Source organism: Desulfurobacterium sp. TC5-1 (assembly GCF_000421485.1).
Lineage (GTDB): Bacteria > Aquificota > Aquificia > Desulfurobacteriales > Desulfurobacteriaceae > Desulfurobacterium_A.
Map to the genome: position 1 here is coordinate 1169806 of NZ_ATXC01000001.1, position 16343 is coordinate 1186148.

At 40.9% G+C, this 16343-nt stretch carries 18 protein-coding genes and 1 tRNA gene; 7 read left to right on the forward strand and 12 right to left on the reverse strand.

Annotated elements, in window-relative coordinates; genetic code table 11:
* Nucleotides 1-86 precede the first annotated feature (86 nt).
* The 4 genes from H153_RS0106030 to H153_RS09945 all read right to left on the reverse strand — a co-directional run bounded on the left by H153_RS0106030 (nt 87) and on the right by H153_RS09945 (nt 2916).
* Nucleotides 87-932, reverse strand: a complete 846-nt coding sequence (locus H153_RS0106030; protein ID WP_022847243.1) for a fumarate hydratase — start codon at nt 930-932, stop codon at nt 87-89.
* Between the two features lie 11 nt (nt 933-943).
* Nucleotides 944-1885 carry a malate dehydrogenase gene (gene mdh / locus H153_RS0106035; protein WP_022847244.1) on the reverse strand — a complete coding sequence of 314 codons (942 nt, stop codon included), beginning with the start codon at nt 1883-1885 and terminating at the stop codon, nt 944-946.
* Between the two features lie 62 nt (nt 1886-1947).
* On the reverse strand, nt 1948-2409 hold the full coding sequence (gene lspA / locus H153_RS0106040; protein ID WP_022847245.1) for a signal peptidase II: 462 nt from the start codon (nt 2407-2409) through the stop codon (nt 1948-1950).
* A gap of 3 nt (nt 2410-2412) precedes the next feature.
* Nucleotides 2413-2916 (reverse strand): CPBP family glutamic-type intramembrane protease, encoded by a 504-nt coding sequence (locus H153_RS09945; RefSeq protein WP_155883420.1) that lies wholly within the window; start codon nt 2914-2916, stop codon nt 2413-2415.
* Between the two features lie 90 nt (nt 2917-3006).
* Here H153_RS09945 and purS point away from each other — a divergent pair, with 90 nt between their 5' ends.
* The 4 genes from purS to H153_RS09475 are packed head-to-tail and all read left to right on the forward strand — an operon-like array spanning nt 3007 to nt 5564.
* Entirely contained in the window at nt 3007-3261 is a 255-nt protein-coding gene (purS, locus tag H153_RS0106050) for a phosphoribosylformylglycinamidine synthase subunit PurS (protein WP_022847247.1), read from the forward strand.
* Between the two features lie 12 nt (nt 3262-3273).
* Entirely contained in the window at nt 3274-3969 is a 696-nt protein-coding gene (purQ, locus tag H153_RS0106055; RefSeq protein WP_022847248.1) for a phosphoribosylformylglycinamidine synthase subunit PurQ, read from the forward strand.
* Between the two features lie 4 nt (nt 3970-3973).
* Nucleotides 3974-4480, forward strand: a complete 507-nt coding sequence (locus H153_RS09470) for a cytidine/deoxycytidylate deaminase family protein (protein ID WP_022847249.1) — start codon at nt 3974-3976, stop codon at nt 4478-4480.
* On the forward strand, nt 4449-5564 hold the full coding sequence (locus tag H153_RS09475) for an HD domain-containing phosphohydrolase (RefSeq protein ID WP_022847250.1): 1116 nt from the start codon (nt 4449-4451) through the stop codon (nt 5562-5564). The genes H153_RS09470 and H153_RS09475 overlap by 32 nt, the downstream gene beginning before the upstream one ends.
* Here H153_RS09475 and H153_RS0106070 read toward each other — a convergent pair.
* The 3 genes from H153_RS0106070 to fabD are packed head-to-tail and all read right to left on the reverse strand — an operon-like array spanning nt 5557 to nt 7408.
* Nucleotides 5557-5901, reverse strand: coding sequence for an Hpt domain-containing protein (locus H153_RS0106070; protein ID WP_022847251.1), 345 nt, complete (start codon nt 5899-5901; stop codon nt 5557-5559). The genes H153_RS09475 and H153_RS0106070 overlap by 8 nt on opposite strands.
* Entirely contained in the window at nt 5894-6478 is a 585-nt protein-coding gene (locus tag H153_RS0106075; RefSeq protein WP_022847252.1) for a nicotinamidase, read from the reverse strand. Before H153_RS0106075 ends, H153_RS0106070 begins: the two co-directional genes overlap by 8 nt.
* A 3-nt stretch (nt 6479-6481) precedes the next feature.
* A complete protein-coding gene (fabD, locus tag H153_RS0106080) occupies nt 6482-7408 on the reverse strand; it encodes an ACP S-malonyltransferase (protein WP_022847253.1) in 927 nt (308 codons plus the stop codon).
* A gap of 349 nt (nt 7409-7757) precedes the next feature.
* Between fabD and H153_RS0106085 the strand changes: the two genes are divergently transcribed.
* Nucleotides 7758-7834, forward strand: a tRNA-Met gene (locus H153_RS0106085).
* 5 nt (nt 7835-7839) lie between these two features.
* Here the strand turns inward: H153_RS0106085 and H153_RS0106090 are convergent.
* Nucleotides 7840-8544: an ABC transporter ATP-binding protein gene (locus tag H153_RS0106090; protein WP_022847254.1), complete on the reverse strand. Its 705-nt coding sequence runs from the start codon at nt 8542-8544 to the stop codon at nt 7840-7842.
* 109 nt (nt 8545-8653) lie between these two features.
* Here H153_RS0106090 and proB point away from each other — a divergent pair, with 109 nt between their 5' ends.
* On the forward strand, nt 8654-9709 hold the full coding sequence (gene proB / locus H153_RS09480; RefSeq protein ID WP_022847255.1) for a glutamate 5-kinase: 1056 nt from the start codon (nt 8654-8656) through the stop codon (nt 9707-9709).
* Nucleotides 9710-9743: 34 nt separating this feature from the next.
* Here the strand turns inward: proB and H153_RS0106100 are convergent, their stop codons facing one another.
* The gene (locus H153_RS0106100; protein WP_022847256.1) at nt 9744-10931 is read right to left on the reverse strand and encodes an FprA family A-type flavoprotein; all 1188 of its coding nucleotides are present in this window, start codon (nt 10929-10931) and stop codon (nt 9744-9746) included.
* A 156-nt stretch (nt 10932-11087) separates the two neighbouring features.
* Between H153_RS0106100 and H153_RS09950 the strand changes: the two genes are divergently transcribed.
* Nucleotides 11088-12317, forward strand: coding sequence for a GGDEF domain-containing protein (locus H153_RS09950; RefSeq protein WP_022847257.1), 1230 nt, complete (start codon nt 11088-11090; stop codon nt 12315-12317).
* On the opposite strand, the gene H153_RS0106110 is transcribed toward H153_RS09950, so the two are convergent.
* The 3 genes from H153_RS0106110 to yidC are packed head-to-tail and all read right to left on the reverse strand — an operon-like array spanning nt 12314 to nt 16326.
* Complete coding sequence (locus H153_RS0106110; RefSeq protein ID WP_022847258.1) at nt 12314-13564, reverse strand: hemolysin family protein; 1251 nt, start codon at nt 13562-13564, stop codon at nt 12314-12316. The two genes, H153_RS09950 and H153_RS0106110, sit on opposite strands and share 4 nt — an antisense overlap.
* Nucleotides 13561-14835 (reverse strand): hemolysin family protein, encoded by a 1275-nt coding sequence (locus H153_RS0106115; RefSeq protein WP_022847259.1) that lies wholly within the window; start codon nt 14833-14835, stop codon nt 13561-13563. Before H153_RS0106115 ends, H153_RS0106110 begins: the two co-directional genes overlap by 4 nt.
* A 3-nt stretch (nt 14836-14838) precedes the next feature.
* The gene (gene yidC / locus H153_RS0106120; protein ID WP_022847260.1) at nt 14839-16326 is read right to left on the reverse strand and encodes a membrane protein insertase YidC; all 1488 of its coding nucleotides are present in this window, start codon (nt 16324-16326) and stop codon (nt 14839-14841) included.
* Between the last annotated feature and the right edge of the window lie 17 nt (nt 16327-16343).

Below are 16343 nucleotides of genomic sequence, written 5' to 3' on the forward strand. Positions count from 1 at the left end.
TCTAAAGAAAATTATAACTTATATTTATTAACCACAGGGCAGGGAAGAAAAGGAAATTGAAAGGCGGGGGAACACCCCGCTTATCGTCAAAGTTCTATCTCTTTATGTCTTGAAGCGTGACACTGAATATTAACGGCAACAGGTAGAGAAGCTATGTGACATGGATACCATTCTATTTTAACATCAAGCGCTGTAACCGTCCCACCAAATCCGGCTGGTCCTATTCCTAACTTATTTATCTTTTCAAGGAGTTCCTCTTCCAGCGCCGCATATCTTGGATCGGGATTTCTGTCACCTATCGGTCTCATAAGAGATTTTTTTGCAAGATAGGCCACTTTTTCAAACGTTCCACCAATACCGACACCAACAATTATTGGTGGGCACGGATTGGGCCCAGCTTCACTTACTGTTTCAAGGACAAACCTCTTAACACCTTCTACACCATCAGCCGGTTTAAGCATCGCAAGACGGCTCATATTTTCACTTCCACCACCCTTAGCAGCCATCTTAATCTTCAACTTATCACCTGGAACAATTGAGTAGTGAATAATTGGTGGCGTATTGTCTCCCGTGTTTTTCCTGTCAAAAAGCGGATCTGTAACGATGGACTTCCTCAGGTAACCTTCTGTATAACCTTCGGCAACACCTTCTTTTATTGCCTCGTTTATATCACCACCAACAATCCTGACATCCTGTCCTATTTCAATAAAGAGAACGGCAAATCCAGTATCCTGACAGTAGGGAATTTTCTTCTCCGAAGCTATGGCAGCGTTTTCCTTCAGAATTTCAAAAACGTTTCTTCCAACAGATGATTTCTCTTCTTTTATCCCTCTGTCAAAGGATGCAAGAACATCCTTCGGAAGATAGTAATTAACATCCATACAGAGATTCTTAACCGCTTCCCTTATCCTATCAACATGAATTTCTCTCATCTCTCCATCTCCTAAAGAGGAAGTTTATCAACAAGGTTCTTAACAGACTCAACAGATTTCCTCCATTGAGCCCATTCTTCGTCAGAAAGTTCCAGCTTTATAACCTTCTCCACACCATTCTTACCAAGAACAACAGGCACGCCAACACAAAGACCTTCAGCACCGTAATACTCTCCTGCATCACCTTCAAGATAGACACTGCAGGAAATAATCTTCCTCTTATTCCAGAGAATTGATACTGCCATATCAAGGATGGAAGCAGCTGGTGCGTAAAAAGCACTTCCCCTTTTAAGCAGCGAAACTATTTCACCACCGGCAAACCTTGTTCTGTCAACAAGTTTGTCAAGCTCTTCATCGGAAAGGAAATACTTAACAGGAATACCGCTAACCGTTGTATATCTTCTAAGAGGAACCATGTCGTCACCATGGCTTCCTATAACAAAAGCCCTTATGTTTTCAACGGATATTCCTGTCTTTTCCGAAAGGAAATAAGCAAAACGGGCAGCGTCAAGAGCTCCAGCCATTCCCATAACTCTGTGAGACGGAAATCCTGATACTTTGAGTGCCGTATATGTCATAGCATCAAGAGGATTCGTAACAACGATAATGAACGCTTCTGGAGAGTACTTTTTAATCTGTTCCGTTACACTCTTAACAACCTCAAAGTTTTTAAAAAGAAGGTCATCCCTGCTCATACCTGGCTTTCTTGGAAAACCGGCCGTTATTACGACAAGGTCAGAATTTGCAGTATCTTCGTAATTTCCAGTTCCTATAACTCTTGAGTTAAAGCCTAAAATCGGAGAAGCCTCCATAATATCAAGAGCTTTTCCTTTTGCAATTCCTTCATCGATGTCAATAAGATACACATCGGCAACTTCTCTCCTGGCAAGAAGAAGTGCAAGAGTAGCACCTATGTTTCCGGCTCCAACTATTGTTATTTTTTTTCTTTCCAATTTTCGCCTCCTGAAAGTGGAATTTATGAAACGGAAGGGATAGTTATTTTATCACATCAGAACTAAGCCTCTTCTTTCCCAGACACATTAAGAATCAACATAACCGTTCCTATAAAGACAGCAATATCGGCAACATTGAAAGCAGGCCAGTGATACTTCCCCACGTGAAAGTCAAGAAAATCCACGACCGTTCCGTAGATAATTCTATCATAGAGATTACCAAGTGCACCGCCAAGAATAAGAGACAAAGAAATTTTTAAATACAGAGGATACTCTTTTTTTGTCAAAAGAAGATAAATTAGAGCCACTACAATAACAGCCGGAAAAGCGATAAGCATCAAAAATCTGCCAGCACCCGTTGACGATGAAAAAATACTAAAAGCGGCGCCTTTGTTCTCCGCAAATACAAGGCTAAAAAAATCAGGAATAACAGTAACAACCTTCCCTTTCAAAAATCTCATAGCGAATATTTTGGTTATCCTATCAATAATAAAAACTGCACTAACAACCAAAAAAGGGATCAAACATCACCTCCATATACCTGAAAATCTACTGAGAAAAAATCCAAGATGAAAAAGAAAGGGTGCAATGATTGAACCGCTTTCCTCGTAAAGAATACCACAAACAATAGAAATGAAAAAATAAGAAACGGAACACAGGTTCCTTGAAATTGACAAAAAAACAAGAAAATAAAGAAAACTGGAAATAAGGTTCAACCTTGACACTCTCCAGAAGATATATTCATTTTCAAAGACAGAGTAGAAAAATCCTTTAAAGAAAAATTCCTGAGAAAAAGCATCAATAACCGCTACGGGAAGATAAATCCAGCTCGCAAATGGGAGAAAAATAAGGAACGAGAGACCATAAACAAATCCCTTTTTAAAGTTTTTAAATCCCAGTTCTTCAAACCGCTTTTTGTAAATCAGAACAGGAACAGCAACAAGACAGATAACGTTAACAAGAGGCTCTAAAAGCGGATAAAGCGTAACGGACAATCCTTCCCCTACAAAAAAGGCGAAGTAAGGCTTCATAAACTGACACCTTTCACACCGCTTCAAAAACACGACAAACCTTCCATGTGATAAAATTTTCACTAAAATTATGCAACAGAGGTGATAGAAATGGCAAATTACAGTGTTAAGGTTTTCATATCTTATAGAGAGGGCATCCTTGACCCTCAAGGTGTTGCAGTGGAGAAGGCAGCTCACAGCCTCGGTTTCGAAAAGGTAAAAAACGTCCGCGTTGGAAAATACATCACACTGGAAATAGAAGCTAACTCAAAAGAGGAAGTGGAGCAGGAAATAAGAGAAATGGCAAAGAGATTTTTAGTAAACCCTGTAATTGAAGAGTACACTTTTGAAATCTCAGAAAAATAACAGAGGTTAAAGATGAAATTTGGCATACCAGTTTACCCGGGAAGCAACTGCGACAAAGATATAGGATGGGTTGTAGAGAAAGTTTTAGGCAAAGAGGTAAAGTACCTCTGGCATGAAGAAAGGAATCTTTCCGACATCGATTGCATAATAGTCCCGGGTGGATTCTCCTATGGCGACTACTTAAGAGCCGGTGCAATGGCAAAACTTTCTCCAATATCAGAAGCAATATGTGAGTTTGCCGAAAAAGGTGGCCTTGTAATGGGCATCTGTAACGGCTTTCAGATACTTCTTGAGATGGGACTCCTTCCGGGAGCAATGATGCCCAACAAAAGCCTCTCCTTTATCTGTAAATTTGTTTACCTGAAAGTAGAAAACAACGAAACACCCTTCACTTCGTTGTACAAAAAGGGTGAAGTCGTAAGAATACCAATCGCCCACGCAGAGGGAAACTACACCTGCACGCCGGAAATTCTGAAGGAAATCGAAAAGAACGGACAGGTGGTGGTAAGATACTGTTCGCCGGAAGGAGTGGTAAGCGAAGAGTTCAACCCAAACGGTTCCCTAAACAACATAGCGGGAATATGCAACAAGAAAGGCAACGTGTTCGGCCTTATGCCTCACCCCGAAAGGGCATCCGAAGAAGTCCTTGGAAGCACAGATGGATTTAGAATGTTCAAATCCATAGTTGAAACTCTTTTAAAAGCGTGAGACGATGAAACGGCCTTCATGGGACGACTACTTTTTATCCATAGCTTACATGGTCTCCAGCCGTTCCACGTGTTTGAGGAGGAAAGTTGGTGCCGTGCTTGTCAAGGACAAAAGAATAATTGCAACCGGTTACAACGGTGCACCGTCAGGACTGCAGCATCCTGATGAGGTGGGATGCCTTAGAGAAAAGTTAAACGTACCAAGCGGTGAAAGGCACGAGCTGTGCAGAGGATTACACGCTGAACAGAACGCAATAATACAGGCTGCTCTCCACGGCGTCTCAACCAAAGGTGCCGTTCTTTACTGCACCCACTGTCCATGCAGCCTGTGCACAAAGATGTTAATAAATGCAGGTATCAAAAAAATCATATACGTTGAAGGTTATCCGGATTGGCTCGCAGGAGAGATAGCCCGGGAAGCAGGTCTTGAAGTTGTCCGGATAAAGAAGTTCTTTAAGGTGAAGGTAGAGGAAAATCCAGATGAAAACAATGACAATAGTACTGATAGATGACCAGCCATTTTTCCTCCTTTTTATGGAAGAGATGATAAAAAAAATTGACTTTCCAATTCCTATAGAAACAAAGTCGTTTCGCAATGCCGAGGATGCTCTTGACTTCATAGAAGAAAACAACGTGGATATGATCATATCTGATTACGTAATGCCTGAGATGAACGGGATAGAACTTCTTCAAGAGGTAAGGCAACTTCCGGATAAAGAATCTGTAATATTTATTATGGTTACGGCAGAACATGCAAGAAACATAAAGAGAAAGGCCCTTGCTCTCGGGGCTACCGATTTTCTGACAAAACCTCTGGATAAATTGGAATTCATTCCAAAGGTCAGAAATCTTTTAAGACTGCGCCTCAAAGAGTGTCTCCTAAAAAATAAAGCCCAGCTGTTGAAATATGAAATTGACCGCTCACTAAAAGAGATAAAAATGAGAGACCGGGAAATTATCCTGAGACTCTCAATGGCAGCAGAATTTAGAGATGAAATGACCGGACACCACATTGAAAGAGTTGCTCTGTACTCACAGTTAATAGCAAAAAACCTTGGCTATAGTGATGCCTTCTGCGAGGATATCTACCTTGCTGCTCCTCTCCACGATATAGGAAAAATTGCCATACCTGACTGCATTTTAAAGAAAAAGGGTAAACTAACACCGGAAGAAATGGAAATAATGAAAAAACACACGATATACGGTTACAGACTCCTTGCAAACAGTAAAGTTAAAGTTCTCGAAATGGCAGCAAGAATTGCCCTTTACCATCATGAAAACTGGGATGGAAGTGGATATCCATACGGACTGAAAGGGAAGGCAATTCCTGTTGAGGCAAGGATCGTTTCTGTTGCTGACGTGTTTGACGCCCTCGGTGAAGCAAGACCATACAAAAAAGGATGGAATATTCAGTCCGTTTTCAAATTCATAAAGGAAAACGCAGGTAAAAAATTTGACCCACAAATTGTCAAGGTCTTCCTTTCACTAAAAGATGAAATCCTTAAAATAAAAGAGCGCTTAACTCCCGATGGTGAAGCCTCCCACTCCCTCTTTAACGACTACATAGACTTCAAGCCACCTCCGATAGCTACTTAGAAATTGCATCTAAGGCTTTACTAAGCAAATCTTTTACAATATCTTCAGATGCACCATCAAGAATGGCAAGCTGAACCTTTTTAAAAAGGCTGCCTTCCTCCTGAAGTCCCATATTCCAGAGTATGCCTTTAATCGTGTGGGCGACGTCGGCAGCTTTCTGCAAATCGCCACCATTTAAAGTATTTATCAGCTCTTCAATATTCTCCCTCAAATTCTCAACACCGGTGTTTGCTATCACCTCAGAGGTATCTTTATCAAACTCCATTCCTAAAAGGTAATCAAGAGTAGCCTTTCTTATTCTCTCTTCGTCAAGTTTAGAAAGATCATAGCTATACATCTATATCCCCCGCAACGATACTAACCGCACCTTTTTCAAGCATTAACTCAACCGCTCTATCACCATCGTAAGGATTAACGTTAACTGCTCTAACAGCATCAGAGAGGAGGAAAACCTGATAACCAAGGTTCAATCCACCAAGGACAGTATGCTTAACACAGTAATCTGTTGCAAGACCTCCTACAAAAATCCTCCTTACTCCCCTCTCTTTCAAAAGGGAATCAAGTATTGTTCCCTGAAAACCGGAATAGGCCTCAAGCTCCGGCCTGTCTCCCTTGTTTATTATGAAAGCATCCGGCGGAAGCATAAGATCATCGTGAAACTCAGCACCTTTACCGTTTTGAAGACAGTGAACAGGCCACATACCGCCATTTTTCTTGAAAGATATGTGATTTTCAGGATGCCAGTCCCTCGTCGCAAAGACAGGCAAACCAGCTCCTGAAAACAGCTTTATATAGATGTTTAAAGGTTCAACTACCTTATCACCATCGGGAACCGGCAAAGCACCGCCAGGACAAAAGTCCTTCTGAACATCAACAACGATTAAAGCATCCCTTCCTGTCAACTTCACCTTCATCTTCTACCCTTCAAGAAGCTTTTCAATATCCTTCGGCTTCTCAACATTAACAACCTTTATGTTCCTCGTTATTCGCCTCATCAAACCTTTCAAAACATTTTTCGGACCTATCTCATAACATAAATCTATACCTTTACTTTCCATATATCTAACATCCTCAACCCATCTGACAGGGGAAAACATCTGTCTATAGAAAGAATCCTTCAACTCTTCAGGTTCCTTTAACTCCTTTACATCAGCATTGTTAAGGAGCGGAACGGTAAGCGTATTGAACGCCACTTTCTCCATCTCTTCTGCAAGTTTCTCAGCAGCAGGTTTCATAAGTTCAGAGTGGAAAGGAGCAGAAACGGCAAGCCTTACTATTCTTTTAGCACCTGCCTCTTCAAGCTTAGACTCTGCCTCTTTTAGCGCTTCTATCTCACCGGAAATAACTGTTTGCTCGGGACTGTTGAAATTTGCCACCTGTACAAATCCTGAAGTTACCGTCTTTAAAATTTCCTCTATCTTCTCTGCAGGAAGACCAATAACAGCGGTCATGCCACCTACACCTTCCGGTACAGCCTCCTGCATAAACTCACCTCTCTTTCTAACAAGATAAGCACCATCTGTAACAGAAAAACCACCAGCTGCACAACAAGCAGAAAATTCGCCTAAAGAATGTCCGGCCACAAGTTCAGGTTCAACTGAAAATCCGTTCTTCCTTAAAACTGCAAGCACAGCCATACTAACAGTTAGAATCGCCGGCTGGGCGTTATATGTAAGTGTCAATTCGCTTTCAGAAGACTCAAAACAAAGCTTTGCCATATCAATCTTGGCACCCTCAGATGCCATCTCAAAAACTTCACGTGCCTCAGGAAACGTATCGTAAAGCTCTTTTCCCATACCTGCATACTGAGAACCCTGTCCAGGAAATATAAAGGCAACTCCCATAAATAACCTCCTGCAAGTTTATAAATGTTTATAAATAAAGTTTATCATTTGTCTGCCTGCTTTAAATACAAAAGAGAAGAAGTGTGGATTTATAACTCAGCAAACCAAAAGTGCACTGTTAAAGATCAGAAAGAAAAACATTAATCCGGTAAAAGCCTCTCACAGATAGAGGCAACCTCAAACAGACTTAGAACAATTATCCGGTGTCATCAATTCTATGAACCTCAATATGGCTATCGCTGAGAAGCTTTAGGGTTATACTGGAAAATATAGGAGTGCCCGCCATGTATTAAACTCGTACATCCACTTGACACCCGGAACCAGATGTCTATATTATACACTGCACTGACGCGGGGTAGAGCAGTCTGGTAGCTCGTCGGGCTCATAACCCGAAGGTCGAGGGTTCAAATCCCTCCCCCGCAACCAATTTTTCACAACCTTGGAATAGCATCTAAAAGTTCTTTCGTATAATCTTTCCCTGGATTTTCAAAAATCTCTTCAAGTGTTCCCTCTTCAACAATTTCACCGTCTTTCATAACCATAATCCGATCACAGATATACTTTGTCGTTAAAAGATCATGAGTAATGAAGAGCATAGAAAGTCCAAAATTCTCCTTTAGCTCTCTAAGCGTTTTTAAAACCCACATTTTAAGCGTAACATCAAGCATTGAAATCGGTTCATCTGCAATTATCAGATCAGGTGAAACCAGGAGCGACCTTATGATAATGACTCTCTGTCTCTGACCACCTGAGAGCTCAGAAGGTTTTTTAACCGAAAGCCTATCATAGTTAAGGTTAAAACTAACAAAAAGTTCTCTTATCTTTTCTTCGTCAGGTAGAATGTCAAGAAGTTGCCTCCTGACAGAGAGATAAGGATGTAGAGAAGCAAGAGGATCCTGAAACATGCATGACATGGTCTTTCCACTAAACTCTATCTCTCCTTCATAAGGAACAAGCCCTAAAATTGCCCTCCCAACAGTCGTTTTACCTGAACCACTCTGACCAACTATACCTAAAACTTCTCCCCTTCTCAGCGAAAACGACACGCCTTTAACGGCGTGAAAAACTTCCGAGCTAAATATTCCCCTATTTTCAAAGGTAACTGACAGGTTTTCAACACGAAGAAGCGTATCCATCTGAACCTCCGTTCACACTACAGAACAAGTTTATAAAAAGTTTTCCGTTTGAGCAATCGGAAAGAAAAATGATATTCTTTAAGCACCACAAATTTTAAGAGGTACTTTGATGCTCCGTCAGGTTAAAAGAGTTGTTGTAAAGGTTGGAAGTCAACTGTTAGCAGAACAAAACGGACTTAACAGGAACTTCATTGCGAAAATAGCAGAAGAGCTCTCCATTCTTAAAAAAGAGGGGAAAGAGGTTATCCTGGTAAGCTCTGGTGCCGTCCTTGCCGGAATAAAAGTTTTAAACCTTTCAAGGAAGCCCAAGTCTCTCCAGGAAAAGCAGGCACTTTCAGCAGTTGGACAGCCGTACCTGATGGCAGCATACACAGAAGCCTTTAAAAAGCACGGATACAACATAGCGCAGGTTCTACTGACGGCGGAAGACCTGCGCTCAAAAAGGCGGTTTACCCACGCAAAAGATACGTTCCACGCCCTGTCTAAACTTAACGTCATACCAGTAGTAAACGAAAACGATACCGTTTCCGTTGAAGAGATAAAAATCGGAGACAACGATAACCTTGCCGCCCACGTATCTGTCGTCGTTGAAGCAGACCTCCTGATAATGTTAACAACAACAGACGGCATATTTGACAGGGATCCAAACACCTTTCCTGATGCAAAAAAGATAGATATTGTAAATGACATAAGTGAACTTCAGCTTACCTGCGACTTTTCCGGAAAGAGCTCTTTCGGAACGGGCGGCATGTGGACGAAAGTTGAAGCCGCCTTCAAAGCAGCAAGAAAAGGGATACCTGTCATCATAGCCAACGGAAGGGAAGAGAAAATAACGGTAAGAATCCTGAAAGGAGAAAAAAGAGGTACGCTCTTCCTACCTAAAAAGGAACTTAAAGCAAAAGCGTACAGAATTCTCTACCTTGAGAAACCAAAGGGGAAATTGATAATAGACAGAGGGGCTGCCGAAGCCGTAATTAACAAAGGGAAAAGCCTTCTACCTAAAGGTGTAAAAAGAATAGAAGGAACGTTTGAAAAAGGCGATGTTGTTGAAGTTTTAGACGTAAACGGGAAGACCCTTTTCAAAGGTATCGTCAGGTGCAGCAGCAGAGAACTTTACTCCTTCGACAAGGAGTGCATTCATAGAGACGACATGGTTTTCTTATAGTTGCCCATTTAAACGGCCGCATAAAGCAGGCGCTTCATGCGGTTTTTAGCTTTTCAGAAAGAATTTCAGCCAGAGTTTCCAGTCTTTCAAAGTCATCCCTTCCGGGAAATCCCTTAATCATTACAGGCTCTATCCATTCTGCCTTAATGGAAGATAAAACCGCCTTCAGGTGTTTTTCAACCACAGTCCCACTCCATCCGTAAGAGCCTATAATGGAGAGAAACCTCGTCTTGGGTCTTAAACCATTCATAAGGTAAGCAAATCCGATAACGGAAGGATGAGCACCTGCAAGAACTGCCGGAGATGCAAAAACCACGGCCGCGGCATCAACCAGTTCCATAGCAATGTTGCTCAAATCAGCAGTTATTAAGTTATACGGACGAACTTCAATGTTTCTCCTTGAAAGTTCTCTGGTTAAAAATTCAACCATCGTCCGCGTGCTCCCATGCATAGAAACAAACGGAATTAAAACCAGCGGTTTAACATTATCAGAAACCCACTCCCTGTAAGCGTTCAAAATAAATTCTGTCTCTTTTATGACAACGCCGTGGCTCGGCGCTATTATTTCAGGAGAAAGTTCCTCTATTAATAAAAGATGTTTCTTTATAAAGTTCCGGAAAGGCATCATTATTTCTGCATAATACCTCTTTGTTTCCAGATAAACTTTTGCTCTGTTTTCGTCAGTAGTGTCAAAAAGCTCACTCGTTGCAATGTGAGAACCAAGGAAATCGCATGAAAAAAGCACTTTATCTTCAACAGCATAGGTAAACATTGTTTCCGGCCAGTGAACCCACGGAGCCAGGAAAAACTGAAGCGTCTTACCGCCAAGATTCAAAGTTTCTCTGTCAGATACAATTTTAAAAACATCATCGGAAAGGAAAAGCAAGTCCTGAAGCATTGCTTTACACTTAGCATTTGTAACAACTTTAGCCTCCGGAAATCTTTCAAGAACATATGGTATAGCACCGGAATGGTCCTGTTCAGCATGATTAGAAACGATATAATCAATTTTTTCGATTCCAAGCTCCTGCAGGTTTTCAAAAAGCTCAGTTCTCTTGTAAGGCTCCACTGTATCAATAAGTGCAACCTTCTCACCTCCTAAGACAAGATAGGCATTGTAGCTTGTCCCTTCGGGAAGAGCCACGATTTCATCAAAAAGAACCCTGTCCCAGTCAACTGCACCTACCCAGTGAATACCTTTCTTTATCTCTTTTGCAGCCATCAAATCCTCCTGATAAATGCTAATGATTATCAACATTCTTTCAACTTATGATAAATTCACAGAAAAACAACTATATTCTATGGGAATTGAAAACATAAGGAAATATTGCTAAAATATGAATTTACTAAAATAGACTAAACCTACTCAAAGGAACAGATGGAAAAGGAGAAGAAAAACTCTGTAAGCTACAAAGAAATAGGGTATCTGTTAGAAAAGTTTGTCCTTCCTCTCGGGGGCTCCTGCATTATCACAGACGAAAAAAGAAAGATTCGATACGCAGCGAGAATCTCCTCACTGTGCAACATTTTAAGAAGGCAAGACACAAAAATGTGCTCCGAATTTCTTGAAGAAAATTTCAAGAGAGCAAAAGGAACAGACAAACCCTTCATAACAAAATGTCCCATAGGAAAGCTGGTATATACCATCCCGCTATACATTGAAGGAAAATTTAAAGGTATAGGAACAGGTGCTATAGGGGTAGCAAGCTTTTCCCGGAGGAGACGGAGAAAATTAATAGAGATAGCAAGAAAGGCTAACATTCCAGAAGGAAAGTTATTAAAACTTGCCGAAGAAGAGTTTCTAAATAAGCGCTATCTGATGACCAGCAATAGAAACATATTCTTCAGAGAAATTAAAAACAACGAATGTATAATGAAATCACTTGAAAAATTCATAGAAGTCCTCAACATAAGGGTGGCCTTAAAGAAAAAAAACCTCGAATGTCCCTACACCAATGACCTTATGGATGCAATAGAATATTTAATAGCCGGGAACTTCAGCCCATCTCCGGAAGAGTTCGACGGTGACACGGAAAAAGAATTGATACTAAAACTTGTTGAACTTGCCAAAAAAACCTGCAGGGAAATACTTAAAGTAACACTATCAGAATCTATAAGGTGGAAAGCTTACCACGACAGTTTAACGGGCGTTTACAACAGGTACGTACTTGAAGAAGAAATCAAAAAGATAAAAGAGCTGCGCCTTGCCCCTGTCGCCTTTATTTTAGTTGACATGGACGACCTTAAAAAAATCAATGACAGCTACGGTCACGAAATGGGCGACAAAGCCATTTACGCCGTAGCGAGAGCAGTAAAATCGGCCGTCAGAAGGAACGATGTAGTCGTCAGGATGGGCGGTGACGAATTCATAATAGTTCTCCCTGGAATAACAGAAAAAGAGGTAAAAGAGATCATAGAAAGGATAGAAGAAAATGTAGCAAGGTCTGCATCTATCTTTGGTCTGCCTTTCAACTTAAGCGTATCGATAGGTTACGAAATCTTAAAAGCTTACGAAGACCCCGAAGAAGCCATTTTAAGAGCGGATAAAAACATGTATAAATGCAAAAAGTGCAGGAAAAACGGCAGTGATAATGCAACCAAGAACTAACTTTCCTTCAGCTTTAGCTTTTTTATCCTTCTTTTATCAACGTCAACAACCTCTATCGTAAGGTTGTGATAATTCACCTTTTCACCCTTCTTCGGAAATCTTCCAAGAGTTTTAAGAACGAAGCCTGCAAGTGTTACGTAGTCCGCCTTCGAAGGCAGAGAAGTTTTAAGATATCTGTTTATTTCACTTATCTCTACAGAACCATCTGCAAGGAGAGAACCGTCAGAAAGCCTTTTAACCAGCGAATGCTCACCGCCAAACTCATCATCTATTCTTCCGACTATTTCCTCAAGTATGTCCTCTATCGTAACTATCCCGAGCGTTGAACCGAACTCATCAACCACGACGGCCATCTGAGTCTTTGCCCTTCTCAACTCTTTTAAAGCATCAATGAGGCTCATGTATTCGGGAAGAACAAGAATGGGCCTCAAAAAGTTTTTGACAGAGACAAACTTATCAGCGGCATCAAGGAGATCTGTAATCAGAATGTAACCGACTATATCGTCAAACCGCTCCCTATATACGGGAAGCTTTGAGAATCCGGTCTTATTAAAAAGTCTCAAAGCCTCTTTTACCCTTGAATTCATGTTAACGGCAACCACATTTACAAGAGGCACATATATGTCGCCTAACGTTTTCTCTTTAAGCCTCAAAACATTTTTAAGTATCTTCCTCTCCGTCTTTTCAAAAGCTGAGCGGGAGGCACTCTCAACAAGAAGTTCAAGTTCCTCTTTAGTAACAAAAGGATTCTTCTTCGTCTCTTCACCAAAAAGGCTGGTAAGGAACGCAGCAACAAAGGTGATAAGTAACGTCAACGGTCTGAACAATCGATGGAAAAAGTAAAGGGGATAAACTATTTTAAACGCAATCTTATCCGAATACTTCTGAAATAGACTTTTAGGTATAAGCTCACCAAAAGTGATTGTTAAAGGCGTAAGCGTTACAACGGTAAAAAGTTCAGGATAATTTCTAACGAAAGGATAAACAGAAGAAACGTTATTTACCACAAGCGCCGTAAATAGTGTAGCGGCTGAAACTGTTGAAATGTTCGTCCCGACCAGAGTCGTTGCAAGAATCTTTTCGGGCTCTTTCAAGAGCTGATTTAAAAGCATTGCGGTCCTGTCACCTCTTTTCAGGCGCTTTTTAAGCTCAACGCGACTGACAGATATGATAGCTATCTCACTTCCCGAAAAGAAAGCTTCAAAGGCAACACAGATCAGTATGGCAACCACGTAAAAACCGTTCACATCCGCTCCACGATAAGGGATTTAATCCTGTTGCCCTCCATCCTCTCAACCTTGAGCTTCAAACCACTCCACTCTACGCAATCTCTTTCTCTGGGAATCCTATCAAGGAGTCTCATAACAAGACCCCCTACAGTATCAACCTCTTTTTCCTCTTCCGTCATTTCATCTATACCGAAAAACTCTTTAAAATCCTCTATACTGACACTTGGATTAACTCTGTATTTCTTATTCCCTATCTTTTCAAAATCCTTCTCTTCAGTCTGCCGCTCATCTGGAATTTCACCGATAAGAGAAGAGAGAATGTCGTCAAGCGTCACAATGCCAGCCGTGTTCCCGTACTCGTCAACAACTATAGCAAGGTGCTTCTTCTTCCTCTGCATCTCTTCAAGAAGGTCATCAATTTCTTTAAACTCAGGGACAAAAAATGGCTTGTCAGTAAACTCAACGATGGGCTTTTCAAAGTCTTCCTCCTTCAACTGAAGAGGAATTATCCTCCTTGTATAGAGGATCCCTTTTATATCGTCAAGGTCTTTACCGTAAACGGGAATACGGGAAAACCGCCTTTCTTTTATCCTTTTTAAAGCGTCTTTTACCTTCATACCGGCAGGGAGAGCGAAAACTTCATGTTTTGGAATCATTATCTCTTTGACATCACTCTCATCAAGGTCAAGAGTTCTGTCAATCAAATCCTTTTCCTCTTTAGCAATAACTCCTTCTTTCGCACCCTCTTCAACTAATATCATAAACTCTTCGTCAGAAATAACTTTCTGTTCACTGAAAAGTTCAATACCAAAAGGCTTTAAAATTAAGGAAACAAAACTTATAAGCAGAGTTCTTACAGGCGTAAGTATGAAACTGACAAATTTAATAAACTTTACAACAAAAAACGCGTACTTTTCACTGTATTTAACAGCAAAAGTTTTAGGCGTAACCTCGCCAAAAAGCAAAAGAGCAACAACTGTAGATGGAACGGCATAGATAGAACCCTTCTCACCAAAGAGGTCTATAAAAAGGAGGGCAGCCGTTGAAGAGATGGCAATATTTACCATCTCGTTTCCTATGAGGATCGTGGCTATGAGTTCCGCAGGATTCTGAAGAAAGTCGTATATCTCTTTAGCTGCTTTATCTCCCGCAAGAGCAAGCCTCTCAACCCTCAAACGGCTCAGAGAAAAGAATGCCGTTTCAGAAGCGGAAAAGAGAGCCGAAAACAGCAGAAGAACTGCTAAAATCAATCCTTCAGCTATTACGCTACTACCACCGCCCGGATCCATCTTTTACGACTCTCCGTGATGAATCATCTTATTTATTATAAAGTTTTGGGCGGCGGTAATCAGGTTGTTTGTCATCCAGTAGAGGACAAGTCCTGCCGGAAATTTTGCAAACATGAACGTAAAAACTATCGCCATAACATAAAATATTTTCTGCTGCTCAGGATTGGCACTTGGCGTTAACTTCTGCTGAAGAATCATTGAAAGACCCATAAGTATAGGCAGAACAAACGTAGGATCCGGTGTTGAAAGATCTTTAATCCACAGAAAACTTGCACCTTTCAGCTCAACGGCATTAAGAAATATTTCGTAAAGAGCAAAGAAAATGGGAATCTGAAGAATCATGGGCAGACAGCCGCCCATGGGGTTAACGCCCTCTTCTTTATATAGTTTCATCATCTCTTCATTGAGTTTTTTAGGATCCTTTGCGTACTTCTTCTTCAGCTCCTCCATTTTTGGAGCAAGAACCTGCATTTTTTTCATTGATTCAAAGCTTTTATGAGTAAGAGGATGCATTATAATTTTTATAATCAGAGTTAAAACAATAATTACAAGGCCGTAATTTGGAATAAATTGATGAAGGAAGAGAAAGAATTTAAGGAGCGGTTTGGCAAGAAAACCGAAAATACCAAAATCGATAGCCTTATCCATACCAAGTTTTTCAAGTTGAGAAAGCTCCTTGGGTCCAAAAAACGCCTTAAAGGAAGCCACGTGGCTATTTACGATGGACTTGCCCTTTGAGGCAACAATGTCAACGGAAAAGGCCGAATCCCTAACAGCACATAAGAAGTATTTATCTTCTTCTCCCGCCCATTTTACAGAGTTAAAAGATGCAGATGTAATCTTTTTAACGTCTATCCTCTCCACCTTTCCGTTTGAAAGCTCAACTACAGGACCTATATGTCCCATACGTGATGTGTGAGCCTCGTTAATCTTTATGTCAGGTCCGATTATTACCGAAAGCTTTGTGCCTTTTAAGCTCTCTTTAACATCAATTACGTAGTTATCGGGATGAAAGGTAAACTCTTTAACGAAGACCCTTCCGTCGGGTAAAGCTCCCTTAAGGACAAGTTTCTCAGGTGATTTAGAAAGGGAAATAGAAGAGGCAGAAGCTTCAAGAGGTTCCGAAAGAAGCCACCTATTAACCGTCTCATTGCTTGAAACGGTCGTAAGAGGAAAGAGCTTTAATCTCTCCGCCGCATCAGAAACAAGTTCCGCCTTGTACTTTTTAACGTAAAAGCTCACAACTGCGCCATTAACTTTTGAGATTTTAGCCGTGTAAAGGGGTGTATCAACTCTAATAAAAGCTCCGGTCTTTTCAAGTCCTTTAACGGGAAATCTATAAACATTCTCTTTAACCGTTGAAGCTGTCGTGCTGGCCTTTTTAACCTGCTGCTTACCCTTAGTAAATCTTGTAAAAAGGGCAAAAACCAAGAAAGTTATAGCAACTGCCTGCATGATTACAAGCAACTTCTTATTCTGCTCTTGACTCATACTCTCTCTCCATTCCT